Origin of the sequence: Cohnella silvisoli (genome assembly GCF_021190915.1) — a bacterium.
GTDB lineage: Bacteria > Bacillota > Bacilli > Paenibacillales > Paenibacillaceae > Cohnella > Cohnella silvisoli.
In genome coordinates this window covers 296,387-316,567 of the sequence record NZ_JAIOAP010000002.1, presented here as the reverse complement: position 1 = coordinate 316,567, position 20,181 = coordinate 296,387, and the positions used below count along the sequence as shown (strand labels likewise).

Annotated in this window: 22 protein-coding genes; 21 read left to right on the top strand and 1 reads right to left on the bottom strand. The window is 51.2% G+C overall.

The features are described from left to right. The first annotated feature begins 197 nt into the window (after positions 1 to 197). From K7P76_RS05000 to K7P76_RS04980, 5 genes are all read left to right on the top strand, one after another. Positions 198 to 731, top strand: a complete 534-nt coding sequence (locus tag K7P76_RS05000; protein WP_232184020.1) for a Rieske (2Fe-2S) protein — start codon at positions 198 to 200, stop codon at positions 729 to 731. A 19-nt stretch (positions 732 to 750) separates the two neighbouring features. After that, positions 751 to 1,422 (top strand): menaquinol-cytochrome c reductase cytochrome b subunit, encoded by a 672-nt coding sequence (gene qcrB / locus K7P76_RS04995; RefSeq protein ID WP_232184018.1) that lies wholly within the window; start codon positions 751 to 753, stop codon positions 1,420 to 1,422. Positions 1,423 to 1,441: 19 nt separating this feature from the next. After that, a complete protein-coding gene (locus K7P76_RS04990; RefSeq protein ID WP_232184016.1) occupies positions 1,442 to 2,311 on the top strand; it encodes a menaquinol-cytochrome c reductase cytochrome b/c subunit in 870 nt (289 codons plus the stop codon). Between the two features lie 66 nt (positions 2,312 to 2,377). Next, entirely contained in the window at positions 2,378 to 3,034 is a 657-nt protein-coding gene (locus K7P76_RS04985; RefSeq protein WP_232184014.1) for a DUF1405 domain-containing protein, read from the top strand. 43 nt (positions 3,035 to 3,077) lie between these two features. Then, positions 3,078 to 4,058, top strand: coding sequence for a sporulation protein YpjB (locus K7P76_RS04980; protein ID WP_232184012.1), 981 nt, complete (start codon positions 3,078 to 3,080; stop codon positions 4,056 to 4,058). A 10-nt stretch (positions 4,059 to 4,068) separates the two neighbouring features. Here the strand turns inward: K7P76_RS04980 and K7P76_RS04975 are convergent, their stop codons facing one another. Continuing rightward, positions 4,069 to 4,938 carry a YitT family protein gene (locus K7P76_RS04975; RefSeq protein ID WP_232184011.1) on the bottom strand — a complete coding sequence of 290 codons (870 nt, stop codon included), beginning with the start codon at positions 4,936 to 4,938 and terminating at the stop codon, positions 4,069 to 4,071. 85 nt (positions 4,939 to 5,023) lie between these two features. Between K7P76_RS04975 and K7P76_RS04970 the strand changes: the two genes are divergently transcribed. From K7P76_RS04970 to K7P76_RS04895, 16 genes are all read left to right on the top strand, one after another. Next, positions 5,024 to 5,392, top strand: coding sequence for a nucleotide pyrophosphohydrolase (locus K7P76_RS04970; protein ID WP_232184008.1), 369 nt, complete (start codon positions 5,024 to 5,026; stop codon positions 5,390 to 5,392). A gap of 46 nt (positions 5,393 to 5,438) precedes the next feature. Continuing rightward, positions 5,439 to 5,987, top strand: coding sequence for a tetratricopeptide repeat protein (locus tag K7P76_RS04965; protein WP_232184007.1), 549 nt, complete (start codon positions 5,439 to 5,441; stop codon positions 5,985 to 5,987). Positions 5,988 to 5,991: 4 nt separating this feature from the next. Continuing rightward, complete coding sequence (dapB, locus tag K7P76_RS04960; protein ID WP_232184005.1) at positions 5,992 to 6,795, top strand: 4-hydroxy-tetrahydrodipicolinate reductase; 804 nt, start codon at positions 5,992 to 5,994, stop codon at positions 6,793 to 6,795. 21 nt (positions 6,796 to 6,816) lie between these two features. After that, positions 6,817 to 7,239, top strand: a complete 423-nt coding sequence (locus K7P76_RS04955) for a methylglyoxal synthase (RefSeq protein ID WP_232183996.1) — start codon at positions 6,817 to 6,819, stop codon at positions 7,237 to 7,239. Beyond that, positions 7,236 to 7,949 carry a bacillithiol biosynthesis deacetylase BshB1 gene (bshB1, locus tag K7P76_RS04950; RefSeq protein ID WP_232183994.1) on the top strand — a complete coding sequence of 238 codons (714 nt, stop codon included), beginning with the start codon at positions 7,236 to 7,238 and terminating at the stop codon, positions 7,947 to 7,949. The genes K7P76_RS04955 and bshB1 overlap by 4 nt, the downstream gene beginning before the upstream one ends. A gap of 91 nt (positions 7,950 to 8,040) precedes the next feature. Next, on the top strand, positions 8,041 to 9,204 hold the full coding sequence (gene bshA / locus K7P76_RS04945) for an N-acetyl-alpha-D-glucosaminyl L-malate synthase BshA (protein WP_232183992.1): 1,164 nt from the start codon (positions 8,041 to 8,043) through the stop codon (positions 9,202 to 9,204). A gap of 39 nt (positions 9,205 to 9,243) precedes the next feature. Beyond that, a complete protein-coding gene (locus tag K7P76_RS04940) occupies positions 9,244 to 10,545 on the top strand; it encodes a CCA tRNA nucleotidyltransferase (protein ID WP_232183984.1) in 1,302 nt (433 codons plus the stop codon). Positions 10,546 to 10,574: 29 nt separating this feature from the next. Beyond that, on the top strand, positions 10,575 to 11,543 hold the full coding sequence (locus tag K7P76_RS04935) for a biotin--[acetyl-CoA-carboxylase] ligase (RefSeq protein ID WP_232183975.1): 969 nt from the start codon (positions 10,575 to 10,577) through the stop codon (positions 11,541 to 11,543). A gap of 274 nt (positions 11,544 to 11,817) precedes the next feature. Beyond that, the gene (panB, locus tag K7P76_RS04930; RefSeq protein WP_232183966.1) at positions 11,818 to 12,681 is read left to right on the top strand and encodes a 3-methyl-2-oxobutanoate hydroxymethyltransferase; all 864 of its coding nucleotides are present in this window, start codon (positions 11,818 to 11,820) and stop codon (positions 12,679 to 12,681) included. Further along, positions 12,678 to 13,586: a pantoate--beta-alanine ligase gene (gene panC, locus K7P76_RS04925; RefSeq protein ID WP_232183964.1), complete on the top strand. Its 909-nt coding sequence runs from the start codon at positions 12,678 to 12,680 to the stop codon at positions 13,584 to 13,586. The genes panB and panC overlap by 4 nt, the downstream gene beginning before the upstream one ends. Then, positions 13,571 to 13,954 carry an aspartate 1-decarboxylase gene (gene panD, locus K7P76_RS04920; protein WP_232183955.1) on the top strand — a complete coding sequence of 128 codons (384 nt, stop codon included), beginning with the start codon at positions 13,571 to 13,573 and terminating at the stop codon, positions 13,952 to 13,954. The genes panC and panD overlap by 16 nt, the downstream gene beginning before the upstream one ends. Positions 13,955 to 14,024: 70 nt before the next feature. Then, a complete protein-coding gene (locus K7P76_RS04915; RefSeq protein WP_232183954.1) occupies positions 14,025 to 14,660 on the top strand; it encodes a tetratricopeptide repeat protein in 636 nt (211 codons plus the stop codon). A gap of 53 nt (positions 14,661 to 14,713) precedes the next feature. Then, on the top strand, positions 14,714 to 17,602 hold the full coding sequence (dinG, locus tag K7P76_RS04910) for an ATP-dependent DNA helicase DinG (protein WP_232183952.1): 2,889 nt from the start codon (positions 14,714 to 14,716) through the stop codon (positions 17,600 to 17,602). Beyond that, positions 17,599 to 18,255, top strand: coding sequence for a redox-sensing transcriptional repressor Rex (locus K7P76_RS04905; protein ID WP_232183943.1), 657 nt, complete (start codon positions 17,599 to 17,601; stop codon positions 18,253 to 18,255). Before dinG ends, K7P76_RS04905 begins: the two co-directional genes overlap by 4 nt. Continuing rightward, positions 18,252 to 19,556: an amidohydrolase gene (locus K7P76_RS04900; RefSeq protein WP_232183935.1), complete on the top strand. Its 1,305-nt coding sequence runs from the start codon at positions 18,252 to 18,254 to the stop codon at positions 19,554 to 19,556. Before K7P76_RS04905 ends, K7P76_RS04900 begins: the two co-directional genes overlap by 4 nt. Continuing rightward, complete coding sequence (locus K7P76_RS04895) at positions 19,553 to 20,080, top strand: cell wall elongation regulator TseB-like domain-containing protein (protein ID WP_232183933.1); 528 nt, start codon at positions 19,553 to 19,555, stop codon at positions 20,078 to 20,080. Before K7P76_RS04900 ends, K7P76_RS04895 begins: the two co-directional genes overlap by 4 nt. Positions 20,081 to 20,181 lie beyond the last annotated feature (101 nt).

The window sequence follows — 20,181 nt, the reverse complement described above, 5'->3', positions numbered from 1 at the left end:
ACAATAGGCAGACGAGCCTCACGGGGAAATGTGACAATTTGAGAACATTTTAGTTGTGCGATTCCCGCCGGGGCGGGAAACTCCGGCCCCGATTCTTGACGCTCCATAGCGCGTGGGCTATTATAGTTATGTCCTTGTGAAGAATATGTGAAGTCCGTAATGGACGCGAGATTGGTGTGGCAAAGGGGGTAGAATGAATGGACCACAATACGCAGCAAGAAACAACGCATAAACCGGTTAAGCGCAAAGAGATGTCAAGACGTCAATTTCTGTCTTACACGCTTGGCGGAGCAGGAGCCTTCATGGCCGGCGGGGCCATTTTACCGATGATCCGCTTTGCCGTCGATCCCATATTGCAAAAGAAACAAAAAGGTAACTTCGTCAAAGCGATCGAAGAGAGCAAAGTGACGAAGGAGCCTCAGCAGGTGGATTTCAAGATCCATCAAATCGACGGTTGGTACGAAAGCGATCCGAAGTTATCGGCATGGATAACGAAAGGCGATGACGGTAAAATCTTCGCATTGTCGCCTGTGTGCAAGCATCTGGGTTGCACGATAGGGTGGAGCGGAGAGGAAGCGCCAAACCTGTACCATTGTCCTTGTCACGGAGCGCGTTATAACAAAGACGGCAAAAACCTGAAGGTTGCGCCGAAGCCGCTAGACGAGTTCGAAGTCAAGATAGAGAACGGCTGGGTTTATCTTGGACCGCTAGAACCGAATAGTCGCGTATAGAAGGAGGGCGTCCCGACCCATGTTCAAAAATATGTACAACTGGATCGACGAACGTCTCGATATTACGCCGATGTGGAGAGATATCGCCGATCATGAGGTTCCTGAGCACGTTAACCCGGCGCATCACTTCTCCGCTTTTGTTTATTGCTTCGGCGGATTGACGTTCTTTATTACCGTCATACAGATCCTCTCGGGGATGTTCCTGACGATGTATTACGTCCCGGATATTATCAATGCTTATTACAGCGTTGACTATCTCCAGCATCAGGTCGCTTTCGGAGCGATTGTGCGGGGGATGCATCACTGGGGCGCGAGTCTTGTTATCGTAATGATGTTCCTACATACTCTTCGCGTTTTCTTCACGGGCTCTTACAAAGCGCCCCGCGAGATGAACTGGGTAGTCGGAATGTTGATTTTCTTCGTCATGTTGGGCCTAGGGTTTACGGGTTACCTGCTTCCTTGGGATGATAAAGCTTACTACGCTACGAAAGTCGGCCTCGAAATCGCGGGTGCCGTACCTTTCTTGGGAGAGTACATCAAGGAATTGGCGAACGGCGGAACGATCGTCGGCGCGCAGACGCTGACCAGATTTTTCGCTATCCACGTTTTCTTCCTGCCCGGTGTGCTGCTTGCATTGCTTGCCGGACACTTCTTTATGATTCGAAAACAGGGCATTTCCGGGCCGCTGTAAGAGAGGGGAGTGGCTAACGTTGGCACATAAACAAGATCCAAACGAAAAAGTCGTATTTATTGGGGATTCGCGCGTTCGCAAACGTGACTACTCGAATGTAGCACCGCCCGATTATTCCGCATATCCCGGTAAATCGGAAGCGTTCATCCCGAACTTCCTGCTTAAGGAATGGATGGTTGGCGTTGTCGTTCTGGTCGGGTTCCTGGTTCTGGTTATCGCGGAACCGGCTCCGCTCGGTTACCCAGCCAATCCGCTTAACAGCTCGTTCATTCCGATGCCGGACTGGTATTTCTTATTCTTGTATCAGATGCTGAAATATCCTTATACATCCGGTGATTACTTGGTGCTTGGGGTACTTGGTCTTTCGGGTCTTCCGTTCATCTCGCTTCTGCTCGCTCCATTCCTGGATACGGGCAAGGAGCGTCGCTTCTATCGCCGTCCGATCGCCTCTTCCCTGATGATCGTATCGTTGGTTGCCGTTACGTATCTGACTTGGGTTTCGTGGGATCACTATCAATACGAGCTGGAAGTGAATGGTGTCACGCCGGAACATATCGAGCGCAAGATCAAAGCGGAGGAAGCCGTTAAGAAAGGCTTGCCGCGTCCGATCCCGGGCAGAGAGAAAATCGCCGCGATGGTTAATGCGGATGATCCGGCTTTTGAAACGATGAAACAAGCGCAATGTATCGCTTGTCACGGCGCGGAGCTTGAAGGCGCTAACGGACCGACCCTTCGCGGCGTTGGCGACATCTTGAACAAAGATGAACTAGTCGCGACGATTACAAACGGGAAAGGCGATGGCATGCCTCCGTTTAAGGACACTTTAAGCGCCGAGAAAATCGATCAAATCGCAACTTGGCTTTCCACGCAAAAAGCGGAAGCGAAATAACTTTCCTTCCTGCACCAAACCTGACCGTAACTGGTCAGGTTTTTTGAATGAAAGGGAGGAGTTAGGTTGAGCGGGTTGAAATGGCTTCTTTCCCGAAGCGTATTGCTTCATCCAACGACTTTGCTGATGCTGTTGATTGTTTACGTTCCCGGGACGATCTACGGATACTATTGGTACAAGGATCAGCTAGAGAGCGTCTGGAGTACGAATCCGCATTGGCAAATCCCGTTCGTACCGGATAGCCCGACGGCATCGTTGTTTTTCGCGATTGCGGTCATATGGCTGTGGGCTGTGCCTCGTCGGTCGCGGCATGGATGGGTAAACGCGATTCGCGGCGTGGTGGAGGCGCTTGGCGTCGTTACGTCGGTGAAATACGGAGTTTGGGCGACGGCTATTATATTCGCGGGACAGGCTCAGGGAGACATCTTGGAATGGGAACATTGGATGCTTATCATCGGCCACTCGGCAATGGCGGTTACCGCGCTTCTCTACGCCCGGTTTTTCACGTTTGGCGGCATGGCGCTGCTTGCTGCTGCGGCATGGACTTTCCTGAATGACACGGTCGATTATCGCTATGACATTTTTCCCTATTTGCCGACGCAATTGTACGATGATTTGTTTTACGTTGGACTATTTACTTTCCTGCTAACTGCATTTAGCGTATTAGCGACTGCGCTTGCTAAATTTGCATTCGGCAGAGCAGAGCCGGACAAGTCGTTCTAAACACGGACATCCCCTCATATCCATAGGGTAGGAGGGGATGTCCGTGTTTTTGTTTATTAAGCAGGTTAGGCGGCGATATCGTCTGCGGTTAACGCTGGCGGGCATTCTAGCTTTTATGGGTCTGCTCATAGCCGTACCGGCGGCGGCTTGGGGGAGCCCCTATGGTACAAGCCGCCAGGTAACGATGAACAACGATGCTCCATCAACGGACGTCTCCTCTTCTCATGCAGCCGCTGAACGGTTCTTGTCGTCGACGGAGACGCTATATGCGGCGGTTAACCAGGGGAAGATAGAAGAGTTAAGGCGCATCTTAGTGGAGACGGAGCGTAATTTCCGTTCTTTGCCGATGAAGGATATCGCGACGGCTGACGGCATTCATGCGCTGTCGCATACTTTAACGGAGCTGAAACGAGCCGTTGCTGCGTCATCTCCCGATGAGCGGAAATGGAAATCGGGGGCCGCGGCTTTAAGGCTGGCTGCGGATGCTTTAGCCCATCCCGATAAGCCGATCTGGCACCAATATAGGAACGTATTAAACGAGGATATCGCTAGGATCGGCAAATCCATGCAGCAGGAATCTTCCGTCGCCGCTCCAGTGCCGCAATCCGCACGGCAAGCTTTGCAGCAATTATCGGAGCATTACCAATTGATTCGGACGGCCGCGCTGCTGAAGTCGGAGCCGTGGAAAGTCGAACGAAGCGACTCGGTCGTTCGTTATGTGAACCGCATTTTTAACGCGGACCCTCCGAACTTGGAATTGCTGAAAGGGTTCATACCGCCTTTGCAGGAGGCAATGGACGGGTTGTTCCCCGCTAATAAAGAAGCAACTTCCGCCATCGTTCCTCCTGTGTCTTCCCCCCCTTGGGTTTGGTCGGCGATGATGGGTTCCTTTATCGTTACGATTCTCACATGGGTAGGCTGGAAGCGATATCGAATTGACGGATATGATGGAGTGCACAAGCCATCGAAACAAGAAGAGCCTGAGGATGCGGCGCAAAGATTGCTCAACCGGTGGAAAAAATAGGGGTGAACCGTTATTCCTCGCGAAAGCCTTCTCCTAACACATCGTGCACGTCGTTTATAACGATAAAAGCCCTCCGGTCGTGAAGACGGACGAGGCTTTTTAATTTGCGAATTTCGAACCGGCTGACGACGCAATAGACGACGGTTTTATTTTCCCCTGAATAGGCTCCAATGGCAGGCATAAGCGTCACGCCTCGATCGAGCTCTCTCGTAATGTCTTTGGCGAGCTTCTCCGGACTTTGGCATACAATCGTAAACGCTTTGGCCGCATAAGCGCCTTCTTGGATAAAGTCGATGACTTTGGAGGCTATGAACACGCTAACCAAAGTGTACAGAACCTTCTCCTTCGGAATAAACAAGAGCGAGATGCCAAGGATCATCACGTCCATCGTCAGTATAATCTGACCCATGCTCCAGCCCCGCAACCGGTGCAGAATTCGCGCTATGATGTCCACGCCGCCCGTTGTCCCCCCGGCTCGAAAGACAAGGCCTAAACCCGTTCCAAGCGTAACTCCGGCATACAGAACGACGAGAATAAAATCGTGCTCGGACGTAAACGGCGTTAGCCATCCCCGATCAACAAGCACTTCCGCGATCCATAAAAATAAAGAAAGCAGCAGAGTCCCGGCGAATGTGTAGATCATCGCATGTTTGCCCAATTGGCGCCATCCTAAGAAAAATAAAGGCAAGTTGATAATAAGCGACGTAAGGGAAACAGGGAGATCCAATGCGTAGTTAAAAAGAACGGCAACTCCCGTCACTCCGCCTTCCATAAGTAGATTAGGGATGATGAAGTATTGCAGGCCGAATGCGTACAACGCCGTTCCGATGATAAGTAAGCTCCACGATCTGACGGAACTCCAAGACAAGGTAGGTTTCATAGGTTTGTTCCTCCAAAAATGCATTTGTTTTCGTATACGTCTTACGCTAACATAAGATAGACACCTTCAGGAAAGGATGCGGCCGATGGGAGAATCCCGTATCGTCGATTTAACGCTGACAGAGCGCACGCTAGCTGACATACAACGAGATGTCGATGCTTACATTTCGCAGTTTAAAGAAGGTTATTTCTCCCCGCTGGCCATGCTTGCTCGAATGACGGAGGAAGTAGGGGAATTGGCCCGGGAAGTTAACCACCAGTTCGGCGAGAAGCCGAAAAAAAGGGATGAAGCGGATAGTTCCATTGAAATGGAACTAGGCGATATTTTATTTATCGTCACTTGCTTCGCGAATTCTTTGGGTATTGATATGACCGAAGTCCACAGGAAAGTGATGGACAAATTCAATACCCGCGATGCGGACCGATGGACGAAGAAGCACACCGATAACGGTTGAATGTCATATGCTGTACTATCCCCGCTTTGAAGGGAGGATGGTCGGCATGGACGGGGAAACGTGCCTCCGGCAGGCGTATGAAGCCATCTTACAGGGTGATTTCGAATCGGCTATCTTCTGGTTTGGTCAGGCGATTGCGATCGAACCCGAGAATGCGGCTTACCACTACAAAGGCTCGATCACTTGCGCGCGAAGCGGCAAGCTTACGCTGGCCATGGCATATGCCTTGAAAGCCGTTGAGCTGAATCCGGAAGATTCGACGTATCAATTGAATCTGCGGATGATAACGGCCAGACAAAAAATTGTAGAAGCAAGAAATTTGCTTTCTCTGCCTTCTCCGGATATGGAGAAAAGTATGGCGCTTCTGAAGGAAGCCGCCCAATTCGACCCGCTGTCGGCGGAAGCCCGATTGCTGCTCGGCATCCTGTTCCGAATGAAGAAGGATTACAGGATGGCGCTGGACAATTTGCGGGATGCGCTGCAGCTTGAACCTGGGCTCGATGAAGCCAAGCGTTTGCTTCACGAGGTGCGGGCGGAAAGGCGCCGCGTTCTTAAACAACAGTATTCGCATTTCAATTCTAGAAGGAACAGGTGATAGCATGTCAGACAAAATTACCGTAGCCGTAGCTGGGGCAAGCGGTCGCATGGGTCGTGAAGTTGTCAAAATGGTGTTGGAAGATCCCGAATTGCAGCTTGCGGCTGCCATCGCTACCTCAGCTGGCCCTGTTGATGCCGGGACGCTTGTCGGGAAACCCGATACCGGCGTCATCGTTTTCTCCGATTTGGCCGAAGCGTTATCATCGAGTCGTCCTGACGTGCTAGTCGATTTTACGACTCCCCAATCCGCAATGCCTAATACGGAAACGGCCATTTCCTTCGGCGTACGTCCCATTGTCGGAACTACCGGCTTTACGCCGGAGCAAATTGCCGAATTGGACAAGCAGTGCCGGGACAAGGGGATCGGCGGACTGATCGCGCCTAACTTCTCCATCGGAGCGATTCTAATGATGAAATTTTCCGCTATGGCTGCCAAGTATTTTCCCCATGTGGAAATCATTGAATACCATGGCGACCAAAAATTAGATGCCCCGTCCGGAACGTCGATCAAGACGGCGGAATGGATATCGGAAGCCCGGCAAGAGCTGCGCCAAGGCAATCCGAAAGAAGAAGAAATTCTCGAGGGCGCAAGAGGCGGCTATTATAACGGATTCCGCATACATAGCGTTCGTTTGCCGGGTGTGTTCGCGCAGCAGGAAGTCGTATTCGGCGCGTTCGGACAAACCCTCAAAATCCGTCACGATTCCTATGATCGCGCAGGATATATGCCGGGCGTCAACACGGCAATCAAAAGAATTATGTCCGTTACCGGCATGGTTTACGGATTCGAACACTTTCTAGAATAGCCGAAGAGGAGATTCACGTCTATGATAGACATCGCACTTATCGCTCATGACCGAAAAAAAGAAGAGATGGTTAATTTCGCTATCGCTTATGAGCATGTATTGAAGCATCATCGCCTTTACGCTACGGGAACGACGGGCACCCGCATCATGGAAAATACATCTTTGTCCGTGCATCGATTTATGTCCGGGCCGCTCGGCGGCGATCAGCAAATCGGTGCGAGAGTCGCGGAAAATACGATGGATCTCATTTTATTTTTCCGGGATCCCTTAATGGCGCAGCCGCATGAACCGGACATTATCGCGTTGCTCCGGCTGTGCGACGTTCAAGGCATTCCGCTCGCGACGAACGTCGCAACGGGGGAACTGCTCATTAAAGCGTTGGAGCGCGGCGATTTCGCATGGCGCGAACTCGTACATAAATATAAGCCGGGGTTAGAAGAATGAGTCTTAATTCGTATAAACAGCTGGACATGCTCGTATTTGCCGCACATCCGGATGACGCGGAGATTGGCATGGGCGGGACGATCGCTAAACATATTAGAGACGGATTATCGGTCGGCATTATCGATTTGACTTACGCCGAAATGTCTTCGAACGGTAACGTAGAAATCCGTCAGAAGGAAGCGGCAGCAGCAAGCGCGGCGCTTGGCTTGACCGTGCGCGAAAATTTGGGTTTGCCCGATCGCCGGCTCGCCGCGATTGCCCAGCAAACCGATCTTATGGTGGACGCCATTCGCCGTTATCGTCCTCGGCTGGTATTCGCACCCTATGTCGTAGATCGTCATCCCGATCATATTGCTTGCAGCAAAATGGCGGAAGAAGCGGTGTTTAACGCGAAGTTGAGAAGGTATATGCCCGAATTGCCCGCTTGGACGGTAGAGCAGTTGTATTTTTATTTCATCAATGACGCGCACCCGCCGCAACTCCTAATCGATGTAAGCGACGTCCACGATATTAAGATGACAGCCCTGAAAGCGTACAAGTCGCAGTTTCTGCCGGACGGCAATCAAGCCGATTGGGTGGAAACGCCGCTGACGGGGGCTTATCTGGATCTGATCATAGCTAGAGACCGCTTGCTCGGACAAGCCAAAAAAATCGAATTCGCCGAAGGATTTATTTCCAAAGGACCGATTGCGCTAAATCGATTCTATTGACGAATATTGAGGGAATACAATAGATAATGACAATCGATATGCGGTGCTAGGCACGCAATATCGGTTCGTATCGTGGAATGGAGGAGTCGACATGAATCGACCGCTCAGAATCGGGATTACTTGTTACCCATCGCTTGGAGGCTCCGGCGTCGTTGCGACTGAACTTGGCAAGCTGCTGGCGGAGAAGGGGCACGAAATTCATTTTATTACTCATAGCATGCCGTTTCGCCTAGGCAAGTTTCACCGCAACATTTTCTACCACGAAGTAGAGGTTTCGGATTATTACGTGTTTCGATATCCTCCGTACGATTTATCTTTAGCCAGCAAAATGAACCAAGTCGCAAGGCTGCAGAAACTGGACCTGCTGCACGTCCATTATGCGGTACCTCATGCGATTTGTGCGATTTTGGCCAAACAGATGGCCGGGGATGACTTGAAGGTCGTCACGACGCTGCATGGGACGGATATTACCGTGCTTGCGCAGGATGAGACGCTTAAGGACATTATTCGGCTCGGCATTCGCAAGAGCGATGCCGTCACCGCGGTTAGCCGCGATCTAATCAAGGAAACGCGTGAGCTCTTAGACATTCAAGAGCCCATTGATTTAACTTATAATTTCGTGGACAAGCGGATTTATTATCCTCGTGAATGCACCGACCTTCGCCGGGATTATGCCGAACCGCACGAGAAAGTATTAATGCATATTTCCAACTTCAGGCCAGTGAAACGGACGGTCGACGTAATCGACATTTTCGCCAAGGTCAACGCCAAAATCCCGACCAAACTCGTGCTTGTGGGAGAAGGGCCGGATTTGCCGAAAATACAGACGAAAATCAATGCCATGGGTTTATCGCACCGCGTCCACTTTCTGGGGAAACAAGACGACGTGGCTCAAGTTATATCTATAGCGGATTTAATGCTGCTTCCATCGGAGAAAGAAAGTTTCGGATTGGTCGCTTTGGAGGCGATGGCGTGCGGAGTGCCGACGATCGGCTCAGTCGCCGGCGGTATCCCGGAACTCGTTCAGCATGGAACGACCGGGTACCTGTCACCAATAGGGGATACGGACGATATGGCGGAAAATGCCTTGAAATTATTAACGAATGTTAAATTATACGCCGATTTCCGCGAAGCTTGCTTGCAGCGTGCTCATCATGTGTTCTGCAACGAGCTAATTACGGCGCAATATGAGGAAATTTACTATCGCGTGTTGGGGATGCCGCTCAAGATTCCCGTTCCGGCTTGTAACGTATAGGCTCACGACGGGAGTACGACTGGAGGGGATTGGCGTCTTATGGATGAGCAGGACGAGATTCTGTGGGCGGAAGGGTTGGAAGTCATACGCAAACTTGTGCTAAGCGGACATCAGGCTTATTTGGTCGGGGGATGCGTGAGGGACAAGTTCATGGGGCGGAGACTTAACGATATTGATATCGCCACATCGGCTAAACCCGATGAAGTTGTGGATTTGTTCGCAAGGACTGTGCCGACCGGAGTGAAGCATGGAACGGTGACGGTATTGGAAAACGGTCGATCGTTCGAGGTGACAACGTTCCGGCAAGAGTTTGGTTATTCGGACTCGCGGCGGCCGGATGAGGTCGCGTTCGTGCTTGACGTGCGGGAAGATTTAGCAAGGCGGGACTTTACGATGAACGCGATGGCTGTCGGTCTTGACGGCGAAGTCGTCGATCCGTTCGGGGGCAGGGAGGACATGCAAGCAGGAGTCGTCCGCTGCGTTGGAGAGGCGTTCGAACGTTTCAGTGAAGACGCCTTGAGAATGCTTCGGGCGATTCGGTTTGCCGCGGAATTCGATTTCACGCTGCTGCCGGAAGTAAAACAAGCTATCATCAAGCATCGCTCCAAGCTCCGGCAAGTCGCTATCGAACGCGTCAGCGTCGAGTGGGACAAGATGATGGCGGGCAGCGGACCGGAGCAAGCCTGTCACTATCTGCTTAAGAGCGGATTGCTTACGAACTTAAAAGAACCGTTGCCCGCTGGTTTTCAGACCGTCGCCGAGCAATATCGCTTTAATGAGCTTCCTTGGGAATGGGATATTACTTTTTCCGGTATAGGTTCGTTAGAGAACGATTTGCTGTATCTTCCCTTGATTGCAGATCCCGATTTGCGCTGGGCCGCTTTATTTGCCGGTATGGGACTTAGCGAAAAGGACAGCATGGAAATATGCGGTATATTCCGCATAAGCGGTAGACGTACGACGCGAATAGCTGGTGTCGTAGGCATGAGCGAACAGTTGACTGCATTCGAAGAGCATTCGTTAGAGTATAAAGAACAATGGATTCGGCTCGTGCTGGCTTACGGGCGGACGATAGCTGAAGATTGGCTGGAGCTGAACGAATCTTGCAAAGCGACGCGGTTAGAAGAAAGCAGCTGGCTTGAAGAGATGCCGGCTGCTTCTATATCGGAGCTTGACGTACGCGGGGACGAGCTCAGTCGTTTGCTTGACAAATCTCCGGGACCCTGGATTGCGGAGCTGCTTGAGCGATTGCTGGAAGAGGTAGCGTTAGGATGTCTTCCCAACGATAAGGGATCGCTTCTAGCAACTGCGAAATCAACAATTGGAAATAGGGAATCGTAGCTCTGGTCCTTATCGAAAGGGGAATAACGATGAGCAAGGATTCATTGCTGAGTCTATTGGAAGCAGAGGCCGGGGAGTACGTATCGGGCGAAGAAATCAGCCGCAAGCTTAACGTAAGCCGCACTGCCGTCTGGAAGCAGGTACGCAAGCTGGAGTCAAACGGCTATACGATCGAGGCTGTTCCGCGCCTTGGTTACCGCTTGACGGGTAAACCTTCGCGGTTATCTGTGCATGAACTGCTTCCCAAAATAAATACGCGGAATTTCGGACGCAATCTGCGATTGCTTGATGTGGTAGCTTCCACGCAAGACGAGTTGCGCCGCCTTGCCGAAGAGGGCGCTTCCGAAGGCACTCTCGTCATCGCCGAACAACAGACGAGCGGACGCGGACGAATGGGCCGCTCGTGGGTATCGCCGGCAGGTAAGGGCGTATGGATGAGCCTTCTGCTTCGTCCGCCCGTACCTTTGCCGCTAACGCCGCAATTGACATTGCTTGCGGCGGTCGCCTTGAGCCGCGCGATTTCCCGCGTCGTTCCGGTAACAATCGGGATTAAATGGCCGAATGATTTGCTCGTGAACGGCAAAAAAATCAGCGGCATTTTACTGGAGTCGGCAGCGGAAGACGAAAGATTGCGTTATGTCGTCGTCGGAATGGGAATATCGGTTAATTTGGATGCCGAGGATTACCCCGAAGAGCTGCTGCCCAAAGCCGTATCGTTGAAAATGGCTTCAGGAGAAGCCGTTAACCGAAGCGATCTTATCGCGATCATTCTCGAGGAATTCGAGCGGTTGTACGGGTTGTACCTAGAGCAGGGGTTTGCGCCTATCCGATCTTTGTGGGAAGCGCATGCTGTCACATTGAATAATCAGACGACGTTAAATACACCGCAAGGTCCCGTTCATGGAGTGCCGCGCGGCTTGGATGACATGGGCGGCCTGAAGGTGGAGCTTGCCGACGGAAGTTACCGCACGGTTTATTCGGGAGAAGTCGGTTCATAGACGTCGAACACGAAATCTGTTATAATTGCCGCACAAGGTGGTATCGCTGTCGCAGTGAACCGCACTTGTGAAGCAAGATGGATTAAGTAGATTGAATGAATGAAGCAACAATTATCCAATACCGTCAATGATTCGCGGCGGATTCTGCTCTGAGCCGAAAGGACCGAGACAGAAGGACGTGAAGGACGTTCTATGTTGAATGGCGACCTTTTTTGCTCATGGGCAAAATGGGTTTTTTTGTTGTTATATCCTGTAATCATTAGGAGGATATCCCATGAAACAAGCTTTGACCCTTCCGCGTCTTAAAGCAATGAAGAGCCAGAATAAACCGATCGCTATGCTGACAGCTTATGACTATCCTTCGGCGATGCTGTCGGAAGAAGCGGGCGTGGACATTATCCTTGTCGGCGATTCTCTAGGTAACGTAGTGCTCGGTTACGATACGACGGTTCCGGTCACGTTGGACGATATGGTCTATCATACCCGCGCGGTCGTACGAGGAGCCCCGGGAACGATGGTCGTGACGGATATGCCTTTCGCGACTTATCGGTTAGGACCGGAAGCGACCCTGCGCAACGCGGCCAGAATCATGCAGGAAGGCGGCGCTCATGCCGTGAAGCTCGAAGGCGGCGCAGAGTTGACTGATGAGATTCGTTTGTTGACGTCAGCAGGTATTCCCGTACTTGGACATATCGGCCTTACACCGCAATCCGTTCATCAGATCGGCGGATACAGGGTACAAGGGAAAAGCAACGAGGAGGCCGAGAAGCTTCTGCAAGACGCGAAAGCATTGGAGCAAGCCGGAGCATTCGGCGTGGTGCTGGAGCTCGTTACGGAGGAGCTGGCGGCGGCTGTGACGCATTCGATTGGAATACCGACGATCGGTATTGGAGCAGGACGCGGATGCGATGGGCAAGTTCTTGTTTATCATGATTTGCTTCGTTACGGATCCGGCATTCGGGACAAAAAAATGGTGAAAAGCTACGCGAATATCGGCGATACGATTCGCAGCGCCATTACGGAGTACGTGGACGAAGTGAAAACAAAAGCTTTTCCGGAGGAGAAGCATTCTTTTCCATTAGATCAATCTTCCGTTCAAAGCCTTTCATCCAAGCTGTACGGAGGCGAAGGGAAATGACGCCGAAAATTATTCGCACGATTGCCGAATTGCGGCAAGAGATCGCAGCCTATAGACGACGGAATCCGGAGCATTCAACGGTCGGTTTCGTCCCGACGATGGGGTATTTACATGAAGGCCATGCAAGCTTGCTGCGCAAGTCCGCATCCGATAACGGGTTGACCGTCCTTAGCATCTTCGTCAACCCTTTGCAATTCGGGCCTAACGAAGATTTGGATAAATATCCAAGGGACGAAGAGAGGGATATTCGGGTTGCCGCGGCTTCCGGCACGCAAATCGTATTTATTCCGGATGTTAACGAAATGTATCCCCAGAAAACCTTAACAGGGGTAACGGTTGCGGAAATCACGGATCGATTATGCGGATCGAGCCGCCCCGGACATTTCGACGGCGTCGCAACGGTTGTGACGAAGCTGTTCAACATCGTACAGCCGGATCGCGCCTACTTCGGCATGAAGGATGCCCAACAGATCGCCGTAATTACGCGAATGACGCAAGACCTTAACATACCGGTTGAAATCGTTCCTTGCCCGATCCAGCGCGAGGCGGACGGATTGGCACTCAGCTCGCGCAATGTATACTTAAAGCCGGCGGAGCGAGATCAAGCCCTTATTTTATCAAAGTCGCTCCCGAAAGTACCGGAATGGCTTCATGAAGGTCTGAACGCTGCTCAACTAATTAACCGCTTGAAGGAAGAAATTCGCAAAGAACCGCTGGCGGTTATCGATTACGTAGATATTTTATCGTATCCAGATTTAAGTACGCCTGATGGACAAAAGCCTCTTATAGAAACGGATTGTACTTTATTAATCGCATTAGCGGTAAAATTCGGTAAAACGCGGCTTATCGATAATACGATCCTTAATCCTTTGAAGGTTGGTGATGGACTATGTTTCGCCAAATGATGAAATCCAAAATACATCGCGCGACGGTAACGGAAGCAAACTTGAACTATGTAGGCAGCGTAACGATTGACCAAGATTTGCTGGAACTGGTCGACATATTGCCTGATGAAAAAGTTCAAATCGTGAACAATAACAATGGCGCTCGTTTCGAGACGTACGCAATCCCCGGGCCAAGGGGCTCGGGTGTCATTTGCTTGAACGGTGCGGCCGCAAGGCTCGTGCAGCCGGGGGATCAAGTCATCATTATTAATTATGGATTTATGACCGATGAAGAAGCGCGCAACCATCATCCAAGGGTGGCGATCATGGACGAACATAATCGGGTTGTCAAATTGTTGGCGGAAGAGCCTCATTCGACCGTTTTGTAACGCGTATGAAACACCTCCTTGGAACGCAGAATGAGCAGTACAGTTTTACTTGCGACAAGGGGGGACGAACATGATTCGGCAATGGTTCGCGACAATGAACGACGTGCTCGACGATCTTATATTGCGTTATCCGCAAGCAGCCAGCGAAGAAAAAAAAGTTCTGCAGCAACAATGGGATATGCTCAAAACGGTAAGTGATGATATTATTGAATCATGGCTTCAGTTTGAAGACAAAATGGGTTTGTTCCGGGAACTCCAGCAACAAACGGCGCAAGTAACCGAACAACAGAAGCAACTGGATTGTTATGTCAAAGGGCAAGGATATTTCAAGCTTCAAATGTTCAAGCATTCTTCGGAGCAATTCGAGGAAGCGATCGCCGTATATCCGGATTTTATTGGCGCAAGAATGTTTCTTGCCATGTCACGCATGCATATGAAACAATGGAATGAAGCCCAACGGCATTTTCAATTCATTACCGCAATAACGGATGAAGCTCGAATGCAGGCTATCGCTTATAATGCACTTGGCTGCATCTCGGCAGTCTATGCGCATCTTGAGCAGGCACAAAGTTATTTCCATAAGGCATTAGAGTCGGATCCTGCTTTCGGCGATGCCAAGGCCAACTTAGAATCCATCCGACAGGGTAATGGACAGCTGCAGCTTCAATTCGGAAGCGCGGAATTGCAAACCATGGTTCACGTTTAATAACAATCGCCGTTATCTATAGTTCTGCTTGCCGGAAGGAAAGGAAGTCCGCAATGAAATTTGCCGTGCTCGATTTCGAAACAACGGGCATGTCGTCCGATAGAGATGAAATCATACAAACGGGACTCGCGCTAATCGATGAGGCGGGTACCGTTTGTTCCTCGTATGCCAGTTTTGTCCGTCCGAACGCAACGGTACCTTCTGAAATTACCCGATTGACCGGGATTACGGATGAGGATGTCAGATCCGCTCCGGAGCTTGACGAAATGTTAAGCGACATCGTCCCCTTGCTCCAAGACGTTATATTGGTCGGGCACAACGTGGATTTCGATGCGCATTTCTTGCAAACCGCCCTCGACAGGAGCGGTTATTTGCCGTTTACGGGAAGAATGCTGGATACGGTGGAACTTACGCGTTTGCTTTTTCCTACGCAGCCGTCCTATTCGCTGTCTTCGCTCACGCAAACGCTCGGAATCGAGCATGACCGGCCCCATCAAGCGGATAGCGACGCGTTGGCGACCGCCGACCTGTTCTTGTTATGCCTGAACAAGCTGCGCACGCTGCCCCTATTCACGCTGCAACGCTTAAACGTCATGTTCGATCCGGACCGTCACGACTTAGGATGGCTCATCGCCGATATCGCAGCTTGGCGGGAAACGCAACCCCCGATGATGGAAGAGGGAATTCATCACTTCCGTCAATTCGCCATGAACGTCGGCGATTGGGGGGACGAAACCGCTTCGATCCGGAACGGCGAGGCATCGGAAGCATCGGAAATATTAAAGGACGTATCGTTCGAACAATATATGGAAACGGTGCAGGATAACCTGAAGCAGCTTTTCCCTACGTACGAATCTAGGGAAGGCCAGGACATCATGTTCCAGGAAGTATTCGGTGCGCTCCAAGAAGATTCCCATCTTCTGGTGGAAGCGGGAACAGGAACGGGAAAATCGCTTGGTTATTTGCTGCCTTCTTTATATTATGGGCTAAAAGAAGACAAAAAAATCGTCGTTACCACCCACACGATACAGCTTCAGGAACAGCTGCGGGAGAGGGATTTGCCTTTGCTGCACAAAGTTCTTCCGATGCCTTTTCGCGCGGCGGTGTTCAAGGGCCGCAGCAACTACTTGTGCTTGAGGAAGTTCGAGAATAGGCAGCAAATGCCCGAGCACGCGATAAGCCGCGAAGACGCGGTGACCCGCGGAGGAATGACGGTATGGCTTGGGGAAACCGAACGGGGAGAATCGGAAGAACTGAATATCGGGGGTCGTAATAAGGAAGAGTGGGATGCGGTTTCTAGCGATGCGGCTTCCTGCTTAAATCGGGCATGCCCTTGGTTCCGCAGATGTTTCTATCACCGTGCTAGACAAGAAGCAGGTAAGGCCGATCTTGTCATTACGAATCATGCTTTGGTGTTTACAGACATGCGCGCGGACCATCGGTTATTACCGGCTTACGATCGTCTGATCGTGGATGAAGCGCATCATCTTGAAGAAGTGGCTAGTCAGCATCTCGGACAAAAGACGGGACATTCCTCATTAACGATACCTCTCCTGCGCGTATGGAAAGATGCGAGGACGGGACTGTTGCCGCAGCTCATTAGCTCGGTTTCTTCGATGGGTACAGGGGAATCTGCGGTTTGGGCCGAAAAGCTGGAAGTGCTTCTTCCCAAAATCCACGAAATTCGCGATGCCTGGGAACGATGGATGGAAGCCCTGTTTAATTTGCTTGCCTCGCAAGCTTCGACCGATGAGACGGGGAATTTTACTTTGCGGATTAAACCCTCCGAGCTGCCAACGCAATGGGATAGCTTATCCGTTGACGGAAACAACGTGATCCAACTTTTATCCGATTTCATACGGCCCTTGGAGAAGTTGACGGTCGACATCCGAGAAGAAGCCGATGAATTGAGCATGCAAGGAATGCTAACGGATCTTAGCGGAGTTCTGAAAGATTTGGCTTCCGTTCGCGCGGATACGCAATCGTTCGTTACCCTTGGCAAACCGGAATTTGTCTATTGGGTCGAAGGACACTCGCAGTACCGCGGGAGATCCGTTTATGTTTACGGCGTTCCCGCTGATGTGAGCGGCTTGCTTAAGGAAGGCGTGTTTGATCGAAAAGCGAGCGTAATCATGACTTCGGCGACTCTAACGATCGATAAATCTTTCCGTTACGTGACCGATCAGCTTGGTTTAGACTCTGCAGAGAAGGATGGACGGTTGAAAACGGCGCTGCTGCCATCGCCCTTCCGGTATCGCGAGCAAGCTTTAGTGCTCATCCCTAGGGATTTTCCCGCGATCAAGGGCAAGGATGGCGAGGCTGGTTTCCTGAATGCGCTCATTCATTCGCTGCAGGAAGTTGCGCAAACGGTCGGCGGTCGAATGCTCGTCCTGTTCACCTCCCATCGCATGCTCAAAACCGTCTACGAACCGCTTAAAGAGCGATTGCAGTCGTCCGATATTCAAGTGTTAGGGCAAGGAATCGACGGCGGCAGCCGCAGTCGCTTAACCCAGCAGTTCATTAAGCAGCCAGCTTCCGTATTGCTCGGGACAAGCAGTTTCTGGGAAGGGATCGATTTGCCCGGAGACGTGCTTACCTGTCTGGCTATCGTCCGCCTGCCCTTCCAACCGCCGAATCATCCCGTCGCGGAAGCCAAGTCGGAGAAGCTTCAAGCCGAGAACAAAAGTCCGTTCATGAAGCTTTCGCTTCCTCAAGCGGTTATTAAGTTTAAGCAAGGATTCGGCCGACTCGTACGGACGGCGACGGATAAAGGAATCGTCATCCTCTATGACACAAGAGTCATCGACACGAACTATGGCAAATATTTCTTATATTCGTTGCCCGGTCCGAAGATGGAGCATTTGCCGACGGCGGCCATGGCTGCCCGCGTGAGCTCCTGGTTAAACCCGGTCATCGCCGGCGAAGAGGGAGAGACGTTATGAAGCCACTGAAAATATCCGAAGCGGTCGTCAGAAGGCTGCCGATCTACCTGCGTTTTCTTAACGAATTAAGCTTGAGCAACATATTGACGGTATCCTCCCAGGACCTCGGCGAGAAGCTGGACCTGAATCCGGCGCAAATTCGTAAAGACTTAGCTTATTTCGGCGAGTTCGGACGGAAAGGCGTCGGCTATAACGTAGACTATCTCATTGAGAAAATTCGGCAAATTCTGAAGCTGGATAAGATGATGAATGTAGCCCTGGTAGGAACGGGAAATTTGGGCCGCGCTTTATGCAATTACAACATGTACATTAAAGATAATATGAAAATCGTCGCGGTATTCGATGCGGACCAGAGCAAGAAGGGGACGCTTATCAATCACCTGACGGTACGCCCTATGCAGGAATTATCGGCATCGGTACGGGAATTAGGCATAACGGTCGGTATTATTACGGTACCGGCTCCGGAAGCCCAGAACGTTGCCGATCAATTCGTAGCTGCGGGTATTCGCGGGATATTGAATTTCGCGCCTGTCGTGCTTAAGGCTACGCCCGGGGTGCGCATTCACCATGCGGATTTCACCGCTGAGCTTCTCAGCTTGGCCTATTACATGGACAACATTAAAGGATCGAAGGATGGAGACGGGGACCTATGACGCGCTTGCTTATTAAGAACGGAACTTTCGTTACGATGGATGAACGGCTTGCTCAATATCAAGGCTGGATGGCGATCGAAGGCAGCCTTATTGCAGCTTTAGGCGAAGGGAACGCACCGGAACAAGAAGTTGCTCTCGCTACTGAAACTATGGATGGCACCGGCCTGCTGTTCATGCCTGGGCTTACGAATACGCACGGCCACGCGGCTATGTCGCTGCTCCGTGGACTGGCGGATGATCTGGCTTTGCAAGATTGGCTGCAAAACCATATGTGGCCTACGGAAGCTAAATTCACCGGCGACGATGTGTATTGGGGTTCTTCCTTGGCTGCAGCGGAGATGATCAAGAGCGGTACGACGACGTTCGTAGATATGTACGATCATATGGACCGGGTTGCCGAAGTCGTGGAAAAGTCCGGATTGCGCGCGAGCTTGACGAGAGGGGTTATCGGATTATGTCCGGAGGACGTGCAGAAGGCCAAGCTAGCCGATGCGATCCAATTCGCCAAAGATTGGCATGGGGGTGCAGACGGTCGCATTAGCGTCATGATTTCTCCTCATGCTCCTTATACTTGCCCGCCGGATTTTATCGTTAAATTCGTGGAAGCCGCTCATGAGCTTGACTTGCCTATGCATACCCATATGTCCGAAACGTTAGCGGAAGTGGAGCAGAACGTTAGGGATTATGGGTGTCGTCCCGTTGAGCATCTCGATCGTCTGGGGATGTTCAGCCGTCCTACATTATTGGCGCATGCCGTTCATTTAACGGACGAGGAAGTTGCCCTGCTCGGTGAACGGAAAGTCGCCGTATCGCATAACCCGGTAAGCAACCTGAAGCTTGCGAGCGGCGTGGCTAGAGTTCCTGACTTGCTCAAAGCCGGAGTTACGGTGTCCTTAGGTACGGATAGCGCGGCAAGCAACAACAATTTGGACTTGTTCCAGGAAATAGCGATGGCAGCTTTGATTCATAAAGGCGTTTCCGGCGATCCGACGGTCATACCGGCAGCCGAGGCGCTGCGGATGGGCACTGTCTATGGAGCCCGTTCAATCGGCCTGGACGGAATAACGGGTCAATTAAAAGCCGGGATGAAAGCGGATTTCATCGCTCTATCGATCCATAAGCCTCATTTTGTCCCGCGGACGGACTATATTTCGCATTTGGCCTATGCCGCAAGAGGCTCCGACGTCGTTCACGTTTGGGTGGATGGCAAGCAATTGCTGAGGAACGGCCAACTGCTCACGCTTGACGAAGAGAAGATTTTAGCGGAAGCGGAACGCAGTTTCCGGAGGTTGCGCGGATGAATCTGAGCCGCAGTGAAGGAAAACGGAAGCTACCGTCCCTTTCGCTCGTCAGATGGCTTGTTGTCTTGATCGGATTTATCGTATTCGTCATCGTTTCCTTTGTCTTATATGTCCGTTCGGCGGATTCCGACTATCGCAATGGAGAGACTAAGGCAACGCGAATCGCTCTCGACAGCGGCGGTTTAGCGAAGGTTACCGATGCGGTCATCCATACATGGGATGAGACGGTGTGGGTTGTAACCGGCACGGATTCCGAAGGCCAAGCCTGGATGATCTGGGAACGCAAAACAGAGCTCGTCAAACGAAAAGTAAGCGAAAATATGTCCGAGAAACAAATAACCGCGAAATTCGCTCTGGAGCATGGGGGGGCGGCACCGATCAGAACGATCCCCGGATGGTTTGAAAATCAGCCCGTATGGGAAATCCGCTATTGGAACGAGAAGGATCACCTGCATCAATCGATCGATTTCTACTCTTTCCAAGATGGAACGAAACTAAGAACCTTTGTGTTGTCCAGTAAATAACATAACCATAAAAAACGCCGCTTAGGCGTTTTTTTGTTATTTTACCAACGATCATCTAACGAATCGTCTATCAATTCCTGATATACTGATAGATGTACCGA